Below are 22,513 nucleotides of genomic sequence, written 5' to 3' on the forward strand. Positions count from 1 at the left end.
GCCCACACCTTCTTCTCAGCCATCTGCATCGCAGCGGCCGTCGCCTTCTACCTCAATTAACGAGTCCTGAGCCTAGACTTGGCAATTTGGACGGCAAGGCGAAACCGCCGAAAGTCTAAGCCAGCGCTCGCTAACCTCATACGATTGATAGCCTTTCCGCTACGTCATCCGCGAATCCCGCAGGAGTGCCTGATGGAACGCTGCGCTTGTCCCGCCCACCGAACTGATCTACAAGCAAGATGTCTCACGGGGAGCCCAATACGAGGCTGAGAGACGGCATGGCCGTCGACCCGTCGAACCTGATCCGGATCATACCGGCGGAGGGAATGAGCATGCGATACCGCAGATCTAGCTGCGCCCCTGCAAGTTTGCCGCCGATCCGGCTTGTCTCAAGCATGGGAGCATCCTTAGATGTTACGCCGCCTCCTCCTTGCCTGTCTTTCGCTGTGCTTCGCGACGGGCATCGCCCACGCGCAGGCCAAGCCGACTTTGACGGTCTACACCTACGGCTCCTTCGCGGGGAAATACGGTCCCGGCAAGACCATCAAGGAGCGCTTCGAGGCAACCTGCTCCTGCGAGCTCGTCTGGGTTACGGCAGAGGACGCAGGCAGCCTGGTCGGACGTCTGCGCCTCGAAGGCGAGACCACGAAGGCCGACGTCGTCGTCGGCCTCGACATGAACCTCGCGGCCGAAGCAAAGGCCCTTGGCGTCTTCGCCCCACACGGTGCGGACGTGAAGGACCTGTCGCTCCCCATCCGGTGGGCCGACGACACTTTCATCCCCTTCGACTGGGGGTATCTGGCCTTCGTGTACGACTCCACCAAGCTTGCCAATCCGCCCAAAAGCCTGAAGGAGCTCGTCGAGAATCCCAACGGCCCCAAGGTCGTGCTGCAGGATCCGCGCACCAGCGCGCCGGGCCTCGGCTTCCTGCTGTGGATGCGCCAGGTCTACGGAGACAAGGCGGACGACGCCTGGGCGCAGCTCAAGCCCCGCGTGGTCACTTTCACCAAAGGCTGGTCGGAAGCCTACGGCCTCTTCATGAAGGGCGAAGCCGACATGGTCATGTCCTACACCACGTCTCCCGCCTATCACGTGGTGGCGGAGAAGAAGGATCAATATAAGGCAGCGGCCTTCTCCGAAGGTCATTACCTGCATGTGGAGCTTGCCGGCGCGACCCGCACGACGAAGCAGCCCGAGCTGGCCCGCACCTTCATGGTGTTCGTCCTGAGCGAGCCGTTCCAGTCGGCGATGCCGGAGGGCAACTGGATGATGCCCGCAAAAACTCCGCAGGCGGGTTTGCCGGGCGCCTTCAAGGACCTTGTGCAGCCAAGCAAGGCCCTTCTGTTCACCCCGGAAGAAGTCCAGCAGAACCGCCGCGCCTTCCTCGACGGTTGGCTCAACGCCGCGGCGCGCTGAGCTTCATGAAATTGCGATCCAGGCTGCCCCATCCCGGGAACGTGACAGCGCTCGCCATTGCGGCGCTCGTTGCAGGCAGCTTCATCGCTCTTGCGACAGTCGATGGTGGAAAGCCGGCGCTTTTCTCCATCGGTCCCTATCTGATCCGCGTTCTGGCGTTCTCGGTGATTCAGGCCGGTCTTTCGACGATCCTGTCCCTGGCGCTCGGCGTTGCCCTGGCGCTGGCCTTGGCGCGGCGTCGCTTCTTCGGGCGCGATGTGGTGCTCTCACTGTTGAGCATCACGATGGTGATGCCGACCATTGTGGCGGTGTTTGCCGTATTGGCCGTTTATGGACGCAGCGGATGGCTTGCAGAGGCGCTTGGGGCGCTTGGCTGGAACGGCAGCTTCACCATCTTCGGTTATCCGGGCATTCTCATCGCGCATGTCTTTCTGAACGCGCCTTTCGTGGCGCGCATCACGCTCGATGGCCTTGACCTTGTGCCGGCCGAGCAATGGCGTTTGGCCGCCTCTCTCGGCTTCACCCCCGCCCAGACTTTCCGTCATCTCGACTGGCCGGTCCTGCGAGCGGAGCTGGCAGGCCTCGCGGGCCTCGTGTTTTTGATGTGCTTCAAGAGCTTCGCGATCGTGCTCGCCCTCGGCGGGGGCCCAAGTCGCGCAACGCTCGAAGTGGCGATCTACGAAGCCCTGAAAATCGATCTCGATTTCGGCCGCGCGGCCTGGCTTGCGCTCATTCAGCTCGCGATCTGCCTGTTCATGATGTTGGTTCTCGACTGGGCGTTCGCAAGGCCCCCTGCCACCCATACGATGCGCGCGCAGGTGCGCCGACCCGACGAAGCCAATCGCCGCTTGAAGATCATTGATGCGCTCATCCTGGTCGGTGGCGGGCTGTTCATCGCGCCGCTCGCCCTGAGCGTCTTGAGGGGGCTTCGAAACATCTTCGATGTGGTCGATGCCGATCTGCTCCAGGCGTTCGCGACCAGCGCCGCGATCGCTACAGCGGCTGCCTTGGTGGCATGCGGCCTCGCCCTCTCGCTGGCCAGTGCGGCCCGCCGGCGGATGATTTCACGCTCGCGTCGCCTTGCGGCCGTCTATGATTTCCTGCCCAACTCCTTGTTGGCAGTGCCCCCCTTCGCACTGACGGCGGGCCTCTTCCTGATGATCCGGCCTTTTGTCGATCCAGCGATGGCGGGATTGATCCTCCTGCCGCTCATCAATGGGCTTGCGGCCCTGCCATTCGCCTACCGGTATATCGCTCCCCGGCTGATGACGACCGAGGAGCGCTACGGCCGCCTCGCGGCCTCCCTGGGCATGACCGGCCTGACGAAGCTGAGGATCGTGGACTGGCCGGTGCTGAGACGGCCCCTTGTTGCGAGCTTCGCGCTGGCTATGGCTCTTTCCTTCGGGGATTTCGGCGTCATCGCGCTCTTCGGCGGCGCAGAGCTGCGCACCCTTCCTTATCTTCTCTATGAGCGCCTTGGATCCTACCGTCTGGATGAGGCCGCGGCCGTCGGCCTTATCATCGTTCTGGCGGCCTTCCTTCTTGCTCATGTGTCCGGTCGGATGTCCCATGCTGCTGATTGAAAGCTGCCGCCTCACCTGGCCCGACTTCACGGCCAATTACTCCCTGAAGGTGCCGACAGGCCATCTATGCGCAGTCGTCGGTCCTTCGGGGGGCGGAAAGACCACCCTGCTGCACATGATTGCCGGCTTCGAGGTGCCCGAGAGCGGAACGTTGGCTTTTGCAGGCCAAGACCTTCTGCCGCTCACGCCGGCGGAGCGTCCCGTCGCCATCGTCTTCCAAGACCATAATCTGTTCCCGCACCTGACCGCGTCGCAGAATGTCGCTCTTGGCCTGCAACCGTCGTTGCGTCTCACCGGCCGGGAGCGCGCCCTCGTGACCGATATGCTGGATGCGGTTGGGCTGAGCGGGTTCGATCAACGCAGACCCGGGGAGATGTCGGGCGGGCAGCGGCAACGCGTCGCCTTCGCCAGGGCCCTGATCTCAGGACGTCCGCTCATCCTTCTCGACGAGCCCTTCAGCGGCCTCGATCCTGGGCTGCGCCGCGACATGGTGCAGCTTGTGGACGAGCTGCGTCGCAGGCGTCCCGTCACTATCGTGATGACGATCCATACGCCGGAGGATGTTGCCGATCTGGCCGACCAGATGGCTTTCGTAACCCACGGGGAGGTCGCGGCGTCTGGAACGCCTGCGGATATCCTCCAAGGCCCGCTCGCCGCAAGAGTCGCCGCATCCATTCTGGATGAGTGACGGGTCATATATCGCCGATCAAGCCGTCCACGGCCCATACCTCGTCATTATCGACACAGGGCAAAGTTTCGGCCGAGGCAAACTTTATATCCTTGGGCGGGTCCTCGGACATCCGATAGGATTAACGTTCCTCGGCAGAGACGATCGTTAACGAGACCTTCAGCCCTGTGTCATATTATGACGTTAATGTCCTCACCCAATCTGACACCTTTTGGCGGCGAGTTTCTCGACCCTACGCGCGAAGCGGCGTTTCAGTCCGAGCGCCTGCCCGAGACCCTTCGGCATGTCCGGCTCCTGTTTCTCCTCTCGGCCATTCTCAACACGCTTTTCTTCATCAGCGACTGGCGGTTCTATGGAGAGCCTCATTTCTATATCGCCGTACAGGCACGCTGCATCGTCGTGCTGGTCGCGCTCGGGTGTTCGTGGATCGTTGGGCGGGCGACCACTTTTCAGCAGGCCCAGGCGACGATGATAGCCTGGGAGTGGATTAACGCGGCGGCGGTCGCGGTTCTTGTCAGCTCCCACAGCGATCTGGCCCTCTTCGTCGTGCTGATGTTGCCGTCGATCTATTATCTTGCGGTTCCGACCTCATTCCGCTGGTCAGTCGCATCCGGTGTCGGATGCAGCGGCATGATGCTCATCGGGTATCTGTTCCATGACCATACAAGCCCGACGACGGCCGGGCTCATCCTTGCGATGATCATGCTGAACGTGGCCTTATTCCTGGTGGTGGCGCGCTCGAACCGTCTCCAGCGCATGGAGTGGTCGGCCACTCAGGCCCTACGGGATGCCAACAAGGACCTTGCCGACAGCAGGGCAATGTTCGAGATCATGTTCAAGACGGTGCCGATCCCGCTGCTCGTCACGAAAATGGACGGCAGTCTGGTTGCAACCAACGACGCTACCGCGCGCTACGTAGGAGCCGCACTCGAGACCCTCGGCATTCGATCAACGGACGAATTCTACGTCAATCCCGATGATCGGAGCGCGTTTCTCGCCCGCGTGATGAAGGACGGGCAGACGAGCAACTTCGAGACGCAGATCCGCTTGGCCGACAACTCGGTTCATACGGTGCTTCTCGCTGGCATGCCGATTTCCTTAAGTGGCGTCACGCATATCCTGTCGGCGGTGGTCGATATTACGGATCGCAAGTCCGCCGAGGAGCGGGTCTGGCGCGTGGCAAGCCATGATCCCCTGACGGGTCTTCCCAACCGAGCCTTCTTCCAGAGCCGGTTGGAGCAGGTTCTGGCTCAGGCCGAGCAGGGCGGCTCCAGCGTGACGCTCCTTCTTCTCGACCTGGACCGGCTGAAGAGCATCAATGAAACGCTTGGTCACGATGTGGGAGATGCTCTCCTCAGGCATGCGGCCAGCCGCATAAGCCTTCTGGCGCGCGATTACGACATCGTTGCCAGACTGGGCGGCGACGAGTTCGTCATCATCCTCACCGGCTCGGCAAAGCCAGAGGATGCGCAGGCTCTGGCGGACCACATCCTGACGGACCTGAAACAGCCCTTCGAGCACGGGGGTCGTGTCCTGACCGTACAGGCCAGCATCGGCATCGCTAGCTATCCGGACCATGACAGACAGCCCTCTGATCTCCTGAAGGATGCAGACCTCGCCGTTCAAGCCGCCAAGTCGCTCGGGCGTAACAGAGCCGTCGTCTACGCTCCCGGTATGCGGCAGCATCTCCAGCAGGAGACGGAGACCGACGAGATCTATGAAGCTCTGCGATCCGGGCAGATCGTTCCCTTCTACCAGCCCAAGGTGGACCTTATGACCGGCGAGGTCGTGGGCTTCGAAGCGTTGGCGCGCTGGCGGCATCCTGTCCAGGGCGTCCTGTCGCCAGCCTCGTTTCAGGCCGCTTTCGCAGACCCAGAGCTGTCGATCGCATTCGGCGAATATATGATCAGACGCATAGCCGCCGATATCCGGATATGGCTCGACCACAATGTCGAGTGCGGCCGGATCGCCGTGAATCTAGCGACGGCTCAGTTCAATTGGGTCGGCCTCACCAAGCGCTTTCTCGATATCCTGCAGGCAGCCGATATTCCATTTGAGCGTTTGGCGGTGGAAATCACCGAAACGGTCTTTCTGGAGCGCAATGCGTCGCACGTCCTCATGGCCCTGAAGCAGTTTCAGGAGGCTGGCGTGAGGATCGCGTTGGATGATTTCGGCACGGGCTACGCTTCGCTCATCCATCTCAAGCGCTTTCCGATCGACGACATCAAGATCGACCGAAGCTTCATCCAGGACTTGGCGGAGGACGCCGACAGCGCGGCCATTGTCCATGCAGTGATCGACCTCGGGAGAAGCCTGGGCATGGTCGTGGTGGCCGAAGGCGTGGAACGGCTCGATCAAGCCGAGCACCTGCGGTCCAGAGGCTGCCCGCAGGCGCAGGGAAACCTCTACTCCCCTCCGATGGAAGCCGCGCAGGTGCCGTTCTTTCTGGAGCGCAGAACGAGCAGCCACACCCAGCATTCACCGACATGAATGGCAGTGCCGATGAGGTCGCCCAGCCGGCGGGGCCCGCCCTTCGGAAGCGACCACGAGGTAGCCATCAAGACGTGCTTCTTGCTGCCACCCGGCTTTGGATCTGAACTGCCTGACCCGACGCATCGAACACATGCAGGGCGCCGACCGGAACATGAGCCGCGAACCGCTCTCCCGGAGATGCGTCGATGTCTCCGGACGAGCGCACGATGACATCGTCGCCGCCCGTCAGTTTCATATAAACGAAGCTTGCCTCTCCGAGCCGCTCGACGGCGTCGATCTCTCCCTCAAGAGGGATCGTTTGAGGTCCCTCGCTCGCCATATGCTCTGGTCGAATTCCCAAGGTGATCTCATCGCCTTTCGCAAGCCGGCCGTGAGCCTCCTGCACCAGGGCCTCGGTTCCCGCAAAGGCGATCAAGGCGCCGCGCTCATCCACGGATCGCACCTGCCCCTTGATGAAGTTCATCCGCGGCGAGCCGATGAATCCAGCCACGAAGAGGTTCTGGGGAGCATGATAGAGATCGAGCGGAGCTCCAACCTGCTCGATGCGACCATGGTTCAAAACCACGATCTTCGATGCCAGGGTCATGGCCTCGATCTGATCGTGGGTCACGTAGATCATGGTCGCACCCAGCTCTCGATGGAGCTTGGCGATCTCGAGACGGGTATTGACGCGCAACGCCGCATCGAGGTTCGAGAGCGGCTCGTCGAACAGGAAGACACTGGGCTCCCGCACGATCGCGCGTCCAATGGCAACGCGCTGCCGCTGGCCGCCGGACAATTCCCGCGGCTTGCGGTCGAGAAGATGGGACAACTTCAGGATCTCGGCCGCCTGGCGGACGCGACGGTCCACCTCCGCCTTGTTGGTCTTTGCGAATTTCAGCCCGAAGGCCATGTTCTTGTAGACGCTCATGTGCGGGTAGAGCGCGTAGGACTGGAACACCATCGCGATCTTGCGGTCGGCCGGCGGCATCTCGTTGACGCGTCTTCCGCCGATCCGGATCTCGCCTGCGCTCACCGTCTCAAGACCGGCGATAATCCGCAGCAGGGTGGACTTGCCGCAGCCGGAGGGTCCGACGAAAACCACGAACTCCCCGTCGTTCACTCTCAGGTCGATATCATGCAGGATTTCGACTGGACCAAAAGACTTTGCAATGCCGTGGAGAGAGACGTCAGCCATGAAGGTCGAACCTGTCAAGAACCGCCATCACTTGACCGCACCTGCCGTCAGGCCACGGACGAGATAGCGCGAGAAGAGAAGGTAGAGAACGAGAATGGGCGCGATGGCCAAGGTGAGAGACGCCAGCACGGCATTCCAATCCGTCACGTATTGGCCAATGAATTGCTGCACCCCCAAGGTGACCGTCTGCTTCCCGGCCCCGGGGGCAAGGATTAGCGGGAACCAGAGGTCGTTCCAGATCGGCACCATGGTGAACACGGCGACCGTCGCAATGGCTGGGCGGATGAGGGGCAGAATGATGCTGCCGAAGATGCGGTACTCGCTCACCCCGTCACAGCGGGCGGCATCGCGCAGGTCCTTCGGGATCTGCTGGATGAATTCGCCCAGGATGAGGATCGCCAGGGGCAGGCCTTGCGCCACATAGACGAGGATGAGCGCCGTCAGGGTGTTGACGAGATTGAGGTCCACCATCATCCGCAGGATGCTGACGCTGCCGAGGCGAATCGGCACCATGATGCCAATGGCGAGGTAGAGGCTCAAAATCGTGTTGCCGCGAAAGCGGTATTCGGTCAGCGCCCAGGCGGCCATGGCACCGATCAGGATGATCAGCCCTAGTGAGACCACCGTCACCGTAAGACTGTTGAGGAAATAGAGGCCGAAATCCGAGTTGGCGAAGACGCGGTCGAACCCGATGGCGGTGAAGGTTTGGCTATTTGGAAGACCGAGCGGGTCGGCAAAGATGGCGCGCCGGGTCTTGAACGCGTTGATGAGGATGAGGACGATAGGTCCGATGGCCAGGGCCAGATAAAGGATTAGAGCGATATGAACGGCGATGCGGCCCGGTCGTATGGTCGGCATTGTCGGGCCCTTAAAATGTATGCCGCTGCAGCCGCCGCTGCACGCCGAAGAGATAGATCAGTACGCCCAGCAGGATGACGATCAGCATGGCGGTGGCCACCGCCGCCCCCATGGTGGGGCTTCCGACCTGAAGCTGGTATCCGAAAAAGGTGCGGTAGAAGAACGTGCCGAGAATATCGGTGGAGAAGTTCGGTCCCGCCAGCGCGCCCTTCACGGCGTAGATCAGATCGAAGGCGTTGAAGTTCGCCACGAAGGTTAGGATCGACACGACGCCGAGCGTGGGCAGGATCAGCGGCAGCCGCACGAACCAGAACACGCTGAAGGGTCCTGCCCCATCCACGGTCGCCGCATCCATGAGGTCATCGGGAATATTGATCAGGGCCGCATAAATCAGCATCATCGGGATGCCGACGAACTGCCAGACGGAAATCAACGACACCGTCACGAGCGCGGTCGATTCCTGCCCGAGCCAGGGTCCAAAGAGGCTTCCCAGTCCAACAGCCTTGAGCAGGGTCGGGGCAATGCCCCAGAGAGGGTTGAGGATCAGCTGCCAGATGAACCCGATGATGACCACGGACAGCATGGTCGGCAGGAACAGGAGCGTGCGATAGATGCTGCCGCCGGTCAGGCGCGGCAGGCTGAGCAGCATGGCGAGTCCCAGGCCGATGCCGTTCTGCACCACCATGTGAATGGCGAAGAAAATGAGGTTGTTTCCAAGTGCGTTCCAGAACTGGCCCGACCAGGCAGGGTCGGTCAGGAGCGTCACGAAATTGCCCAGGCCGACGAAATGGCGCGCGCCGGTCTCGTCGCCCGCATAGAGGCTCAAGCGGATCGTATCGACCAGAGGGTAGATCGAGAAGATCGTGTAGATGATCAGAGCAGGCGCTAGGAACACTGCAATATGCAGAGGAAAGCGGGAGCGCTCCGGGACGCTTCCCGCCTGCACGTTCGTGGCCGCGATATCGGACATGCTGATCACCCGTCAGTGAAGCAGGAGGCGGGCTGCCTTGTGAGACAGCCCGCCCAAAACCTTACTTCTTGTGCGGCTCGTACCAGCTCGCAAGCCCGTCTTCCGCCTTCTTGGCGGCCTCTTCGGGCTTCATGGTGCCGTTGAGAACCTGAGCGCTTACATTCCAGAGCTCGTTCTCAAGATTGGGCGTGCCACGCGATAGGATCTGGTAGGAGTTGCGGATTGAGCTCTCGCAGGTCCCGCGCCAGCTTGCGAACTTGGCCGCAACCGGATCCTTGACGGTGATCTTCGCGGTCGAGAGCGGGAAGAAGCCCGGCAGCTCGTTCGCATAGATATCAGCGAACTCGGAAGACGCGATCCAGGTCAGGAACGTCTTGGCGGCCTCCTGGTTCTTGGACTTGGCGTTGATCCCGAGGGCGATGTCCGTGTGGTCGCTGATGTAGCACTTGCCGGCCCCATCCGGCACCGGCGGCGCAAAGGCGTCAAACTCGAAGTCTGCCTGCTTGCGGAAGATCGGAACGTCCCAGGAGCCTGCCGGATAGATCGCGGCGCGACCGAGCGTGAAGAGGTTCTGCGTGTCCGGATACTTCTGCGCCTTATAGCCGTCGCCCATATAGGGAGCCCAGCTGGCGAGTTCGGCGAAGGCTTGCACATAGGCCGGATCGGTGAACTTCTGCTTGCCCTCGATCAGAGCTTTTCGGCCTTCCTCGCCCTTCCAATAATTCACGCCGATGTTCTGGAAGCCCATGGTAGCGGCCTCCCACTGATCAGCGGTGCCCATGGCGATAGGGGTATACTTGCCGTCTGCCTTGATCTTGTCGAGAACCGCGTGGAATTCCTTCACGGTCTTGGGAGGCGTCAGCTTCAGCTCGTCGAAGATTTCCTTGTTATAGATGAAGCCGTGAATGACCGACGCCATGGGCATGCAGAAGGTGGTCTTGCCGTCATCCGTGGACCAGGCGCTCTTGGCCACCTCGGAGAAATTCTCGATCCCCTTCACGTCGTTGACGGAGACGAGCTGCCCCTTCTTGAACAGGTCGAGCGAGGCGTCGAAGGGACGGCAGGTGATGAGGTCGCCGGCGGTGCCGCCTGCAAGGCGCGCGTTGAGAGCGGCGTTATACTCGGTCGGGGGATCCGCCTTGAACTGAACCTTGATGTTCGGGTGCTGCTTGTTGAAGGCTGGAATGATCTTGGTGTTCCACACATCTGCGTCGTCATTGCGCCAGCTCTCTATCGTGAGCGTCTGCGCGGAGGCGGCGTTGGCAAACGCCATGGCGGCCGCGGCGAGCGAGGCCGTGGCGAGAAGGTGCCCTGCACGGCGCAGGACGGCTTTGGTGCGAAGAGGTCCCATCGTTATTCTTCCTCCATTCTCGATCTGACGGCGCCTGGAAACGCCCTGTTATGCATCCCTCGACTTGTCCCGCACGGCTTTTGCTGCGTTCTCGCGGGGTCTCCGGTTGTCCAACTCAACTGTTTCACCGGAAATGGCTGCGGACAAGTGACCTCATATTGGTATCGCCCGAAAGCGGGATCCACAAGATCCCCGCAGCTACGCCTTCTAGAACCATGATCCTATTCGTGGCCGCTTTACTCTTGAACGCCATGGTCCAGGCCCCACAAACCCAAGAAGGCAATTTCGATCCTGCGGCCCTTCCCGAACTGGACATTAAGTGGCATGGTGTCGTGCTCAAAACGACCCTCTTTTCCCGGGCAATCCACGACAGATCCATGAGAGAATCCCTGTTCCTCGGCATCGACGGCGGCGGCACCAAATGCCGGGCGCGCCTGCGCGACGCGCAGGGCCAGTTGTTGGGCGAAGGAACGGGTGGTCCCTCCAATATTCGCCTCGACCCGGAGCTGGTCTGGAACTCGATCCTGACGGCGTGCCGGGAGACGCTCGACCAAGCCGGGTTGCAGGAGACGGACCTTAAACGAATTCAAGCCGGTATGGGGGCTGCGGGAGCCGGGCAAGCCAGCGCTGTCGAATGGCTGCTGTCCCGGCAGCACCCCTTCGCGTCCTTTGCTATCGACACGGATGCCCATACGGCGTGGCTTGGCGCCTTCGGGGGTGGGGACGGAGCAATTCTCATCGTCGGCACGGGCTCGTGTGGATATGGCAGTGTCGGCGGCAAGCGCCATTATGTGGGCGGTTGGGGTTTCGAGATCTCCGACGAAGGCAGCGGCGCTTCCATCGGGCGCGAAGCTCTTCGCCGTGTGATCTGGGCCTATGACGGACGCATTCCCTCTACGCCCCTGTCCAACCTGATCCTAGCCGAGTTCGGCAACGATCCGGAGAGACTTGTCGATTGGGTCGGCAAGGCCCGTCCGAGCGACTATGCCGGTTACGCGCCGCTGGTTTTGAAACATGCCCTGCAGCGAGATCCGCTCGGCCTTGAGCTTATTCGAGGCGCAGCCGCCGAGATGGCCTTGATCGCAACACGCCTTCTGGATCTTGGAGCGCCGGCCCTGTGCATTTTCGGTGGGCTTTCCGATCCTTTGCGACCATGGCTTCCGCCGCCGCTGCAGCAGGTCATCGTGCCGCCGTCCGCGGATGCTCTCGACGGCGCTATCCTGCTGGCGCGCGCAACCGATCACGGAGGCGCCAATGGCCGAGCAAGCGCCTGAAATCCTGTCCCCGATCTCGCTCGATGAAGCAAACCCAACACCCCTTTATCTGCAGCTGCAGCAATCCATCGAGGAAGCAGTCCGGAAAGGCTCGATCAAGCCGGACGATGCTCTTCCGGGAGAACGGGACCTCGCCAAGCAGCTGGGAATTTCACGCGTCACGGTCCGCAAGGCGATTACCGGGCTCGTCAAAAAGGGCGTTCTCGTCCAACGCTGGGGATCGGGCACCTTCATCGCGCCGCAGATGCGCCTGGAACAACCGCTCTCGCGCCTGTCGAGTTTTACCGACGACATGTCCGCCCGAGGTTTGCCGGCCTCCACTGTGTTGCTGAGCCGCTCCATGGGACAGGCCGCGCCGAACGAACTCATGGCGCTTGGCCTTTCGCCGGGAGAGATGGTGAGCCGGGTCAACCGCCTGCGTCTCGCGGATGGAATCCCGATGGCGATTGAGCACGCGGTGGTGCCGAGCCGCTTCCTGCCCGACCCGGCCCTTGTCAAGCAATCGCTTTACGCCGTCCTGCAGGAGCAGGGCATCGTGCCGAGCCGCGCCCTGCAACGGCTCCACGCGGTGCTTCTGTCGGAGGAGCAGGCCAAGCTCCTGAAGGTTCCTCCCTTAAGCCCCGCCCTCTATATCGAGCGTCGCTCGTTCACCACGGCGGGCGAAGCGGTTGAGTTCACCTCGTCCTATTACCGGGGCGATGCCTATGATTTCGTGGCCGAGCTGACCATCAGCCAGCCTGACCGAACACAGAGTGACGATGTCTGATACAAACGAAGCTACCTCCTCTATGACGGCCATGCTCCGTGAAGCCCGCGAAGCTCCGCAGGTTGTCGCCCGCCTGATTGAGAGCAACGCCAGCCTGTGCCGAGAGCTTGGGGAGCGCCTTCGCGCCTCGCCGCCTCCCTTCGCGGTGACCTGCGCGCGGGGCAGCTCGGACAACGCTGCGACCTTCGCCAAGTACCTACTGGAGATCCATTCAGGGCTCGTAACGGCCTCCGTCGGCCCCTCGGTCACGTCGGTCTACGAGGCGCGGCCCCGGATGCGCGATGCGCTGTTCCTGGCCGTTTCGCAATCCGGCCGTAGCCCGGACATCCTCAATCTTGCCAATGCGGGACGCGAGGACGGCGCGCTGACGGTTGCCCTCGTCAACGACACGACGTCTCCCCTCGCGTCCACCTGCGAAGTGGTACTGCCGCTTCACGCCGGACAGGAAAAGAGCGTTGCGGCCACGAAGTCATTCATCGCAGCGCTTGCGGCAGGCCTCCAGCTCGTCGCCCATTGGTCGCAGGATCGGGAATTGCTCGCCGCCGTCGAGACGCTGCCAGGGGTGCTCGAACAGGCGTCCAACACGGACTGGTCAGAGGCGCTCCCGCTTCTGTCAGATGCCAACAACCTCTTCGTGGTCGGACGCGGCGTGGGCTTTGCGGTCGCTCAGGAAGCGGCCCTTAAACTCAAGGAAACCTCGGGCGTTCATGCCGAGGCCATGAGCGCCGCCGAGCTGATGCACGGACCCTGGACCCTGGCCGGCGATCACTTCCCGATCCTGGTGCTCAGCCAGCGGGACGAGACGTTGGGCGGGGTGAACGATCTGGTGACCAAGCTCAACGAGCAGGGCGTCCCTGTGGTGGTCGCCGGCGCGGCCGAAGGCCCGGCGTCCGTCATGCTGCCGTCGATCGAAAATATCCATCCGTATATCGCGCCGATCGCCATGATCCAGAGCTTCTATCCGCTCGTGAACGCCATTGCGTTGGCGCGTGGACGCAATCCGGACAACCCTCCCCGCCTGCGCAAGGTGACGGAGACCGTGTGATGACCTTCGCGCTCACGGGAGCTCGCGTATTCGACGGCAATCACATCCTCGAAGTACATGCCGTCGTCGTCCGGGAGGGGCGCATCGTCGGCTTGGCGCACGAAAAGGATCTCGGCGCCGGCATCGAGCAGCGTCGCGTCGATGGCCTCCTGGCGCCTGGCTTTATCGACGTGCAGGTGAATGGCGGGGGCGGCGTTCTATACAACGACATACGCACGGTCGAGGGCCTGCAAACCATTGCCGAAGCGCATCGGCGTTATGGCACCGTGGGATTGCTGCCGACCTTCATCACCGATACCCGCGAGCGCATGGCCGAGGCCGTGGACGCCATGCGTCAAGCGCTGGCCATGGGCGTTCCTGGCGTTCTTGGCATCCATGTGGAAGGCCCCTTCATCAATCCCGAGCGCAAGGGCGTCCATAACCCCGACTACATGCGCCCATTGGATGATGAGGACATCGCCATCCTGACCTCTCTCAAGGAGGGCCGCACCCTCGTGACGCTTGCGCCCGAGCGCATCAGCATGGAAGCCGTCTCCCGACTGGCCGCCTCCGGCGTCCTGGTCTGCGCCGGGCACACGGCGGGCGATTATGCCACGATCATGGAGGCCTGCCGCAATGGCCTGCGGGGCTTCACGCATCTCTTCAACGCCATGCCGCCCCTCGCCGGACGAGACCCCGGTCCGGTGGGCGCAGCGCTCGACAGCAACGGAACCTGGTGCGGCCTGATCGTCGATGGTCATCACGTGAGCGACGCGGCTCTTCGCATCGCCATCGCGGCCAAGGGCACGGATCACATGATGCTCGTGACGGATGCCATGTCGGTGACTGGAACGGATCTCACAAGTTTCGAGCTGCATGGTCGGACGATCTACCGGCGGGACGGGAAGCTGACGACGGCGAACGGAACGCTCGCAGGCTCCGATCTCGACATGGCGAGCGCTGTAAGAAACAGCGTCAACCGACTGGGCCTCGGCCTGCCGGACGTGCTGCGCATGGCATCCCTTGTGCCAGCCACATTCCTGCGGCTCGATCATGAACTCGGCCGAATCGCGGCGGGCTACCGGGCGAGCCTCGTGCTCCTCGATGAGGGCTTGCATGTGCGGCAGACCTGGATCGACGGCGAAAGCGACTGAGGCAAAGGATTGTCGATGAGTCCTAAGAAAGTTCTGGTTGTCGGGCTGGGCAACATGGGCATGTCCCATGCGCTTGCTTATTCGCGCATCGAAGGCTTCGAGGTCGTGGGCCTTTGCACGCGCAACATCGAGGACCTATTGCTCCCGGCCGACCTGCAGGGCGCAAGGCGCTTCACGGAGTTCGAGGAGGCGCTTGCCACCCTCAAGCCCGACGTGGTGTCGATCAACACTTGGTCCGACACACACGCCCCCTACGCCATCAAGGCCATGGAGGCGGGAGCGCATGTGTTCGTGGAAAAGCCCCTGGCCGACACTGTGGCGGATGCGGCGCGGGTGGTGGAAACGGCCGTCCGGTTGAGACGCAAGCTCGTTATCGGCTATATCCTGCGCCATCATCCCTCCTGGATGAAGTTCATCGAGATCGCCCGGACGCTCGGGACGCCGCACGTCTTTCGCATGAACCTCAACCAGCAATCGAGCGGACCAGCCTGGGACGCTCACAAGCGCCTGCTGCAATCCCTGTCGCCCATCGTCGATTGTGGCGTGCACTATGTGGACGTGATGTGCCAGATCACCCGCGCCAAGCCTGTTCAGGTTCATGGGGTCGGAACGCGGCTCACCGACGACATGCCGGACGGCATGTACAATTATGGCCACCTGCATGTAACCTTCGATGACGGCTCTGTCGGCTGGTATGAGGCAGGATGGGGCCCGATGATGAGCGAGACGGCCTATTTCGTGAAGGATGTAATCGGCCCGAAGGGCAGCGTCAGCATTGTCATGGCCGAGACCGCCGGCGATATCAAATCGGCGGACATCAATGCCCACACCAAGACCAACCAGATCCTGCTGCACCACGCGGATTTGAAATCCGACGGCACCTTCGCCCGGGCGGATGAGCGGATCGACACGGCCGACGAGCCGGACCATGACGCGCTGTGCGAGCGGGAGCAGCGTTACCTGCTGCGCGCCATCAATGAGGACCTGGACCTGACGGACCACATGAACGACGCGGTCAGATCTTTGAGGATCGTGTTGGCGGCCGACGAGGCAGTGCGCACTGGACGCGTCGTCACGCTCTAGAGTGGCGCATCGTTTGGCGCGGGAAACCGGGATTCATGTTTCCGCGCTATGCGTTAGGACTGCCCCCGTAGACGCGGATCGAGGGTGTCGCGCAGGGCATCGCCCAGCAGGTTGAAGCCGAAGGACAGGAACAGGATCGCGAACCCGGCAAAGACCGCGCTCCAGGGCGAAAGCTGGAGGAAGTTGCGCCCTTCCGACAGCATCAGTCCCAGCGACGGCGTCGGCGGCTGCGTGCCAAGGCCTAAGAACGACAGGGATGCCTCGACCAGAATGGCGGCGGAGAGCAGAAGGCTTGTCTGGACCAGAATGACCGAGGCGAGGTTCGGCAGGATGTGCAGGAAGATGATGCGTGCATCCGACGCCCCGATGGCCCTTGCGCCGGCCACATACTCGCTCTCGCAAAGCACAAGCGCGGGGCCGCGCAGGAGTCTGGCGAAAATCGGCGTGTAGACAACCGCGATGGCCGCCGCCGCGCTGTAAGTGTGCGGCCCTAGGACCGCGATGATGCCGATGGCCAGCAGCATGACCGGGAAAGCGAAGAGCACGTCCATGATGCGCATGATGATCCGGTCGAGCCAGCCTCGGTAATAGGCCGAAACCAGCCCGAGCGTGCCGCCTGCCAGCAGCGCAATGCTCACCGCCAGCAGGCAGGCGATGAGGGAGGTGCGATAGCCATAGAGGATCCGGGTCAGCACGTCCCGGCCCAGCTGGTCGGTGCCGAGCCAGTTGAGTTCCGTCGGCCCGCGCAGGCGACGCGCGACGCTCTGCGCCATGGGGTCATAAGGAGCAAACAACGGCGCCCCGATGGCGAGCACCAGCTGGAGTGCCACGAGAAGAAGCGCAAAGGCTAAAAGCTTGTTCTTGGCCAGACGCGACACGGCTTTAGGCCCTCACGCGAGGATCGACGAGAATGTAGAGCAAATCCACCAGGAAATTCACGATCACGAAGCCTGCCGTCACCACCAGGATGGTGGCTTGGATGACTGGATAGTTGCGCTCTGCGATGGCGCCGAGGATGAGGCGGCCGAGGCCCGGAATGGCGAAGACCTGCTCGACCACGATAGCACCGCCAAGCAGATAGCCGGTCATGATGCCGACGCTGGTAAGAAACGGGATGAGCGCATTGCGCAGCGCGTGCTTGTAGACCACCTGACGTTCGGCAAGGCCCTTGGCGCGAGCGGTGCGAATGTAGTCCTGCCCCAGGGCATCAAGCATTGCCGAGCGCACCAGGCGCGACAGGTTCGCAAGGATCGGCAGGGCGAGAGCCAGGGACGGCAGCAGCATGCGCTGGAGGTTGCCTACGGGATCTTCCGAGAACGGCACGTACCCGAGCGACGCGAAACTTGGGGCAAGACTGGAGAGAAGAAGGATCAGCACGATGCCGAGCCAGAAGGACGGGATCGTCAGGCCTGCAATCGCGCCGACCCGCATAGCCACATCCGCCGCCCCACCCCGGGTTTGCGCCATGAGACATCCGACCGGAACCGCCAACACCGCGCCGACCAGAAGGGACAGGAACGTCAGCTCGAGGGTCGGCCAGAGATGCGTCATGATTTCCGTGGAGACGGGCCGGCCTGTCCAAAGGGACGTGCCGAAATCGCCTCGCAGGGCCGCACCCGCCCAGAGCAGGTACTGCTCCACCATGGGGCGGTCGAGGCCCACGCGGCTCTTGAGTTCCGCCATGCGCTCAGGGGTGATTTCCGTGTTGGCCCCGAGCATGATCGCGACCGCGTCGCCCGGAATGAGCCGGATCATCAGGAACACGATGATCGAGACGCCGAACAGGACGACGACCAGATCGACAAGGCGCGAGAGCAGGGCTCGGTTCATCGGACAAAGGACTTCAATGAAACCTCCGGCGTCGTGCTGACACGACGCCGGAGCGATGGCTTAGAGGATTAGTACGCGGCCTTGCCGAGGCTCATGAGCGAGCGGTTCGGCATGACCTCGTATCCTTGCAGCTTGTCGCGCATGGCGGAGAACAATGTGCCGTAACTCACATGGACGGCCGGTCCGGAGCAGGCGAGCTTGCGCTGCACCTTGTCATAGGCCGCCTTGCGGGCTGCCTGATCCTGCTGGGTGCGGGCGCTGTCGAGAAGCTGATCGATTTCCTGGTCCGAGTACTTGAACACGTTCGTCGAGCCGCCGGTGCGGAAGGTGCGGTAGAAATACTCGTCCGGATCGGCATTGCCCGCATTGAGCGAGGCGAACATGTCGAAGTTGCTGTTGCGCCAATCCTGAATGAACTGGCCCTGCTCCTGGTTCTTCAACTCGACCTTGAAGCCCACCTTGTTGAGCTGTTCCTGCACCACCTGCGCAACGTCCTTGATATCCTGGCGCGGCAGGACGTTCATGGTGACGGTGATCGGCAGCGCGACGCCCGATTCCTTCAGCAGCGCCTGCGCCTTCGCCGGATCCGGGGTGTAGCAGGGATATTCCTTCACATCGAGCGCCCACGATTTGAGGGCCGGTGAGAGCGGACCACCCGGGACGCCTGCTCCGAAGAGCGCCGCATCCACGATCTCCTGCCGGTTGACGGCGTAATTCACGGCCTCGCGCACCTTCGGGTTATCGAAGGGCGGTTTCGAGACGTTCATGCCGATGAGCGCATAGGCGAGATCGAGCGTCTCTCCGAGCCTTATACCCGGCTTACCCTTGAGTTGCAGGGCGGTCGCCGCGTCGATGTGCGGCAGAAGCGCATATTGGCCGTTGGTCAGACCCACCTGACGGGTGGCGGATTCCGGCACGATGTTGAACTTGAGACCTGAGAGCTTCGGCAGGCCCTGCTGCCAATAGGCTTCGTTCTTGGCGAGCAGGATGAAGCCGTTGGGCTGCCACTCCTGAAACTTGAACGGGCCTGTGCCGACCGGCTGCTTCTGAAGCGCATCCTTGTTGGTTTCGACCGAACTCGGCACGACCGCGATCGTGGCGAGCGATGCCAGGAGCGGCGCTGACGGCTCCTTGAGCTTCAGCTCGACGGTCTGCGGATCGACCGCATTGGCGCTCTCAATGGCCGAGAGGCGGCTAGCGAGGGGCGAAGCGATGTCCTTGCTCTGCACGCGCTTGATGGTGGAGACGATGTCCTCCGCTTCCAGGGCGGAGCCGTCATGGAATTTCACACTCGAGCGCAGCTTGAACGTATAGGTCTTGCCGTCCGGCGAAACGGTCCAGGATTCGGCGAGACCGGGAACGACCTTCAGGTCCTTGTCGATGGATGTGAGGCCCTCATAGATATTGCCATTCACCACCATGAAGCTCGGAAACGCGGTGATGAGATGCGGATCGAGGCCGGTCGGCCCAAGATCGGCTCCAATCTCCAGAACCTGAGCCGAGGCTGAGGCCATTGCCGCCGCCATGAAACCTGCGCCCATGGCGCCGCGCAGTGCTGACCGGAACATGCGTGTTTTCTCCCTTTCAAGCCGCCCGGAATTTATAGGGCATCATAGCAGGCCTGTCATGGTCCAATATCATACCACTCTGGACCACCTGAATGCCTGTGGTATGGTCGCCTGAAATGCCGGATCTACTGGAGGAACTATGGTGCAGCGTTCGACTGTGAAAGCGATTGGCGTGATCAGCGGCACGTCGATGGACGGCATCGACGTTTCCATCGTGGAAACGGACGGCGATACGATCGTCAAGCCGGGGCCGGGGCGGACCTTCTCCTATGCGGACGATCTAAGAAGGCGTCTCCAGGAACTGATCGCCGAGCCGGCGCGGGCGCAAAGCGAGCCCCTGGACGATCTCGACCAGGCTGTGACCGACGCGCATATCGAATCGATCCGCCGCTTCATGAACGAGGCCGGCATTGCGCCGGCGGACGTCAGCCTCATCGGCTTTCACGGCCAGACGGTCTATCACCGCCCTGAGATCCGCTTCACGCGCCAGCTCGGCGTTGGCGCCCGCGTGGCGCGGGAACTCGGGATCGATACGGTCTCGCGCTTTCGCCATGCGGATGTGGCGTCCGGCGGCGAAGGAGCTCCCTTCGTGCCGCTCTATCACCGGGCGCTCGCAAGCGACCTCGCCCAACCAGTGATGATCCTCAATCTCGGCGGCGTCGGCAACGTGACCTACATCGACGGCGATGTGGTGATCGCATTCGACACAGGACCCGCCAGCGCCCTGCTGGACGATTTCGTGCTTCGCAGGCGCAGACTGGCCTTCGACGAGAATGGCCAGCTCGCGGCCTCCGGCGTCGTGGACGAACAACTTGTGGCCGAGTTCATGCGCAATCCCTACTTCGACCGCCCTGCCCCGAAATCCCTTGACCGGCAGGATTTTCACGCACGCGCCAAGGGTGTGGAAGCGCTCTCCGACGAGAATGGCGCTGCGACTCTCGCGGCCTTCACGGTGGAATCCGTCATCGCGTCCCTGCGCCATGTTCCGCGCCCGCCGCAGCGATGGCTCGTCACTGGAGGCGGGCGACGCAACGCGCATTTCATGAAGCGCCTGCACGAGCGATTGGCTGTGAGCGTCGATCCTGTCGAAGCTGTCGGATGGGATGGCGACTTCCTCGAGGCCCAAGCCTTTGGATATCTTGCGGTGCGCTCCACTCAAGGATTGCCTCTGAGCCTTCCGACCACGACGGGCGTACCCCATCCCATGCCGGGGGGCGAGCTGCATCGCGCCGCGTAAAGCCTTAAGACAATGTCACTCACGACCATCATCGAGCAGGCGTTCGGGCCTGCCGCTACGTCCGTTCAGGACAACCTGATCCCCTGTGCGGTTCTCGGCGCTGTAACGGCGCGAGGCGAGCGCGCGGTGCGCTGGGCCGGGTGTGCGCAGATCGAGCCGAAGCGCGAGGAGGCATCCCGTGAAACCTGGTTCGACCTCGCGTCGCTCACCAAGGTGATCTTCACCACGACAAGGGTCCTGAAGCTTGTCGAAGCGGGCCGGATCGGCCTTGACGACACGCTGACGACAGTCATTCCGGATTTGCGCCAGTACGACATGAATGCCGCCGAGCGGCGTCTCACGTTCCGGCAGTGCCTCGCCCATCAGACCCATCTTCCGGCGGTCGAGCCGCTGTATACCTATGGCCAGGATCCTGAGACGCTTCGCGCCTTCATCCTCCAGCGTGTGTGGCAGAGCGGGCCGGCCGTCTACTCCGACATCAACTATATGCTGCTCGGTATCGCCATCGAGCGCATCACTGGCAAGCCGCTGATCGACCAGCCGCTGCCTCCCGGCTTCTCGTTCCAGCCTGATCCGAACCGGTGCGCCGCGACGGAAAGATGCACCTGGCGTGGCCGTGTGATTCGCGGCGAGGTGCATGACGAGAATGCATTCGCGCTCGGCGGAGCCGCAGGGCATGCGGGACTCTTTGGCACCATCGACGCGGTGCTCGATTATGCGTTCTCGCTCCTCGATGGCTCCGGCCTCTCGGGCGAATCGCTGAAAGCCATCAAAACACGCGAATCGGACAAGCGCACCGTCGGCTGGGAGGGCTCCTATCCGGGCTGGCATGGCGGCGATGCCTGCTCATCCGTCACCATCGGTCATACGGGCTTTACAGGCACCGGGCTATGGATCGATTTTGATCGCGGAATTGCGTGGTCGCTTCTGACGAACCGGGTTCATCCGTCACGCCACAGGGATACCGGGATTATGGCCCTGCGCCGGGCAACGGGCGAGCAGGTGACCGCGTTCTTCGATGCGCGGCCCCAGTCTTAATCACGTTGCTTGAAAGGCCGTGAACAGTGCCCTCAGAGGGTTCAGGAATCGTTGCTGACGTTTGAAACTGGACCTATACTGGTCTGCAAGAAAGCTCATCATAATGACCACCGAAAATTTCAGCACACGCTTCCAGGGGCTCGATTCCTGGCCCAGCCTCGACATTCTTTCCGCATTCTACGAGGGACAACTCTCCGCCGTCGCCGCTGTCAGGCCTGCGCTTCCGGCCATCGCGGCTGCGGCCGAGGAGGCTGCGGCGCGGCTGCGCCAGGGTGGACGCCTCGTCTATGTGGGCGCTGGCACCTCGGGCCGCATCGGCGTGCAGGATGGCACGGAACTCCCGCCTACATTCAATTGGCCGGATGACAAGCTGATCTATCTGATCGCCGGCGGCGAAGGGGCCATCATACGCGCCGTCGAAAACGCCGAAGATTCCATCGAAGAGGGAACTGAAGGGATCAGGAAAGCCGAGATCGGCCCGAACGACGTGGTCATCGGCGCTGCGGCGAGCGGCAGCACGCCCTTTACCATCGCGGCGCTCAAAGAAGCCGGTTCGCGCGGGGCCCAGACCATCGGCGTTTCGAACAACGCCGGCGCGCCGATCCTTGAGGCCTGCTCGCATCCGATCCTGGCCGAAACCGGCGAGGAAGTGATTGCCGGCTCGACCCGCATGAAGGCCGGCACGGCCCAGAAGGTGATCCTCAACCTGCTGTCCAGCCTGATCATGGTGCGCCTGGGCCGTGTCTATGGCGGCCTCATGGTCGACATGCGCGCGACGAACGCCAAACTGCGCCGTCGCAGCGAGATCATGGTGTCCCAGATCACCGGCTGCGACGACGCCACCGCTATCGAGGCTCTCGGCCAAGCCGACGGAGACCTGAAGACGGCAGCCCTCATCGCCCTGGGATCGCAAGCATCGGACGCCCAGGCGACCCTGACCCGCCACGGGGGCAACCTGCGCGAAGCATTGGCAGAGATCGCCAAGACGAAACCCTGACGCTGG

At 62.4% G+C, this 22,513-nt stretch carries 19 protein-coding genes and 1 riboswitch; of the genes, 12 read left to right on the top strand and 7 right to left on the bottom strand.

Translation table 11 applies throughout. The features are described 5' to 3' along the window. The first annotated feature begins 237 nt into the window (after positions 1-237). A riboswitch (TPP riboswitch) is annotated at positions 238-344 on the top strand. A gap of 67 nt (positions 345-411) precedes the next feature. The 4 genes from thiB (at position 412) to DRB19_RS18320 (ending at position 6,177) form a co-directional block, all read left to right on the top strand. Further along, positions 412-1,416 carry a thiamine ABC transporter substrate binding subunit gene (thiB, locus tag DRB19_RS18305; protein ID WP_114187471.1) on the top strand — a complete coding sequence of 335 codons (1,005 nt, stop codon included), beginning with the start codon at positions 412-414 and terminating at the stop codon, positions 1,414-1,416. 5 nt (positions 1,417-1,421) lie between these two features. Then, positions 1,422-2,999 (top strand): ABC transporter permease subunit, encoded by a 1,578-nt coding sequence (locus DRB19_RS18310; RefSeq protein ID WP_147021856.1) that lies wholly within the window; start codon positions 1,422-1,424, stop codon positions 2,997-2,999. After that, entirely contained in the window at positions 2,986-3,687 is a 702-nt protein-coding gene (locus tag DRB19_RS18315) for a thiamine ABC transporter ATP-binding protein (protein WP_114187473.1), read from the top strand. The genes DRB19_RS18310 and DRB19_RS18315 overlap by 14 nt, the downstream gene beginning before the upstream one ends. Before the next feature lie 186 nt (positions 3,688-3,873). Continuing rightward, complete coding sequence (locus DRB19_RS18320; protein ID WP_162815749.1) at positions 3,874-6,177, top strand: putative bifunctional diguanylate cyclase/phosphodiesterase; 2,304 nt, start codon at positions 3,874-3,876, stop codon at positions 6,175-6,177. A 67-nt stretch (positions 6,178-6,244) separates the two neighbouring features. On the opposite strand, the gene DRB19_RS18325 is transcribed toward DRB19_RS18320, so the two are convergent. The 4 genes from DRB19_RS18325 to DRB19_RS18340 all read right to left on the bottom strand — a co-directional run bounded on the left by DRB19_RS18325 (position 6,245) and on the right by DRB19_RS18340 (position 10,536). Beyond that, positions 6,245-7,357 (bottom strand): ABC transporter ATP-binding protein, encoded by a 1,113-nt coding sequence (locus DRB19_RS18325; RefSeq protein WP_114187528.1) that lies wholly within the window; start codon positions 7,355-7,357, stop codon positions 6,245-6,247. Positions 7,358-7,384: 27 nt separating this feature from the next. Next, positions 7,385-8,215 (bottom strand): carbohydrate ABC transporter permease, encoded by an 831-nt coding sequence (locus tag DRB19_RS18330; protein ID WP_114187475.1) that lies wholly within the window; start codon positions 8,213-8,215, stop codon positions 7,385-7,387. A 10-nt stretch (positions 8,216-8,225) separates the two neighbouring features. Continuing rightward, a complete protein-coding gene (locus tag DRB19_RS18335) occupies positions 8,226-9,185 on the bottom strand; it encodes a carbohydrate ABC transporter permease (RefSeq protein ID WP_114187476.1) in 960 nt (319 codons plus the stop codon). A gap of 61 nt (positions 9,186-9,246) precedes the next feature. Then, positions 9,247-10,536, bottom strand: coding sequence for an ABC transporter substrate-binding protein (locus DRB19_RS18340; protein ID WP_114187477.1), 1,290 nt, complete (start codon positions 10,534-10,536; stop codon positions 9,247-9,249). Between the two features lie 227 nt (positions 10,537-10,763). Between DRB19_RS18340 and DRB19_RS18345 the strand changes: the two genes are divergently transcribed. The 5 genes from DRB19_RS18345 to DRB19_RS18365 are packed head-to-tail and all read left to right on the top strand — an operon-like array spanning position 10,764 to position 15,837. Next, positions 10,764-11,810, top strand: a complete 1,047-nt coding sequence (locus DRB19_RS18345) for a glucosamine kinase nucleotide-binding domain-containing protein (protein WP_245439641.1) — start codon at positions 10,764-10,766, stop codon at positions 11,808-11,810. Continuing rightward, a complete protein-coding gene (locus tag DRB19_RS18350; protein WP_114187478.1) occupies positions 11,791-12,576 on the top strand; it encodes a GntR family transcriptional regulator in 786 nt (261 codons plus the stop codon). The genes DRB19_RS18345 and DRB19_RS18350 overlap by 20 nt, the downstream gene beginning before the upstream one ends. Continuing rightward, positions 12,569-13,621 carry an SIS domain-containing protein gene (locus DRB19_RS18355; RefSeq protein ID WP_245439643.1) on the top strand — a complete coding sequence of 351 codons (1,053 nt, stop codon included), beginning with the start codon at positions 12,569-12,571 and terminating at the stop codon, positions 13,619-13,621. Before DRB19_RS18350 ends, DRB19_RS18355 begins: the two co-directional genes overlap by 8 nt. Continuing rightward, positions 13,621-14,754, top strand: a complete 1,134-nt coding sequence (gene nagA, locus DRB19_RS18360) for an N-acetylglucosamine-6-phosphate deacetylase (protein WP_114187480.1) — start codon at positions 13,621-13,623, stop codon at positions 14,752-14,754. Before DRB19_RS18355 ends, nagA begins: the two co-directional genes overlap by 1 nt. A gap of 15 nt (positions 14,755-14,769) precedes the next feature. Beyond that, positions 14,770-15,837: a Gfo/Idh/MocA family oxidoreductase gene (locus tag DRB19_RS18365; protein WP_114187481.1), complete on the top strand. Its 1,068-nt coding sequence runs from the start codon at positions 14,770-14,772 to the stop codon at positions 15,835-15,837. 53 nt (positions 15,838-15,890) lie between these two features. Here the strand turns inward: DRB19_RS18365 and DRB19_RS18370 are convergent, their stop codons facing one another. From DRB19_RS18370 to DRB19_RS18380, 3 genes are all read right to left on the bottom strand, one after another. Then, positions 15,891-16,715 carry an ABC transporter permease gene (locus DRB19_RS18370; RefSeq protein ID WP_114187482.1) on the bottom strand — a complete coding sequence of 275 codons (825 nt, stop codon included), beginning with the start codon at positions 16,713-16,715 and terminating at the stop codon, positions 15,891-15,893. Between the two features lie 4 nt (positions 16,716-16,719). Next, positions 16,720-17,667, bottom strand: a complete 948-nt coding sequence (locus tag DRB19_RS18375) for an ABC transporter permease (protein ID WP_114187483.1) — start codon at positions 17,665-17,667, stop codon at positions 16,720-16,722. A 68-nt stretch (positions 17,668-17,735) separates the two neighbouring features. Beyond that, positions 17,736-19,235 carry an ABC transporter substrate-binding protein gene (locus tag DRB19_RS18380; protein ID WP_114187484.1) on the bottom strand — a complete coding sequence of 500 codons (1,500 nt, stop codon included), beginning with the start codon at positions 19,233-19,235 and terminating at the stop codon, positions 17,736-17,738. 139 nt (positions 19,236-19,374) lie between these two features. On the opposite strand from DRB19_RS18380, the gene DRB19_RS18385 reads away from it, so the two are divergent. From DRB19_RS18385 to DRB19_RS18395, 3 genes are all read left to right on the top strand, one after another. Further along, entirely contained in the window at positions 19,375-20,472 is a 1,098-nt protein-coding gene (locus tag DRB19_RS18385; RefSeq protein WP_114187485.1) for an anhydro-N-acetylmuramic acid kinase, read from the top strand. Positions 20,473-20,484: 12 nt separating this feature from the next. Further along, entirely contained in the window at positions 20,485-21,510 is a 1,026-nt protein-coding gene (locus DRB19_RS18390; protein ID WP_114187486.1) for a serine hydrolase domain-containing protein, read from the top strand. Between the two features lie 103 nt (positions 21,511-21,613). Further along, entirely contained in the window at positions 21,614-22,507 is an 894-nt protein-coding gene (locus tag DRB19_RS18395; RefSeq protein WP_114187487.1) for an N-acetylmuramic acid 6-phosphate etherase, read from the top strand. The last annotated feature ends 6 nt before the right edge of the window (positions 22,508-22,513 follow it).

It is taken from the genome of Microvirga aerophila, assembly GCF_003332305.1.
GTDB lineage: Bacteria > Pseudomonadota > Alphaproteobacteria > Rhizobiales > Beijerinckiaceae > Microvirga > Microvirga aerophila.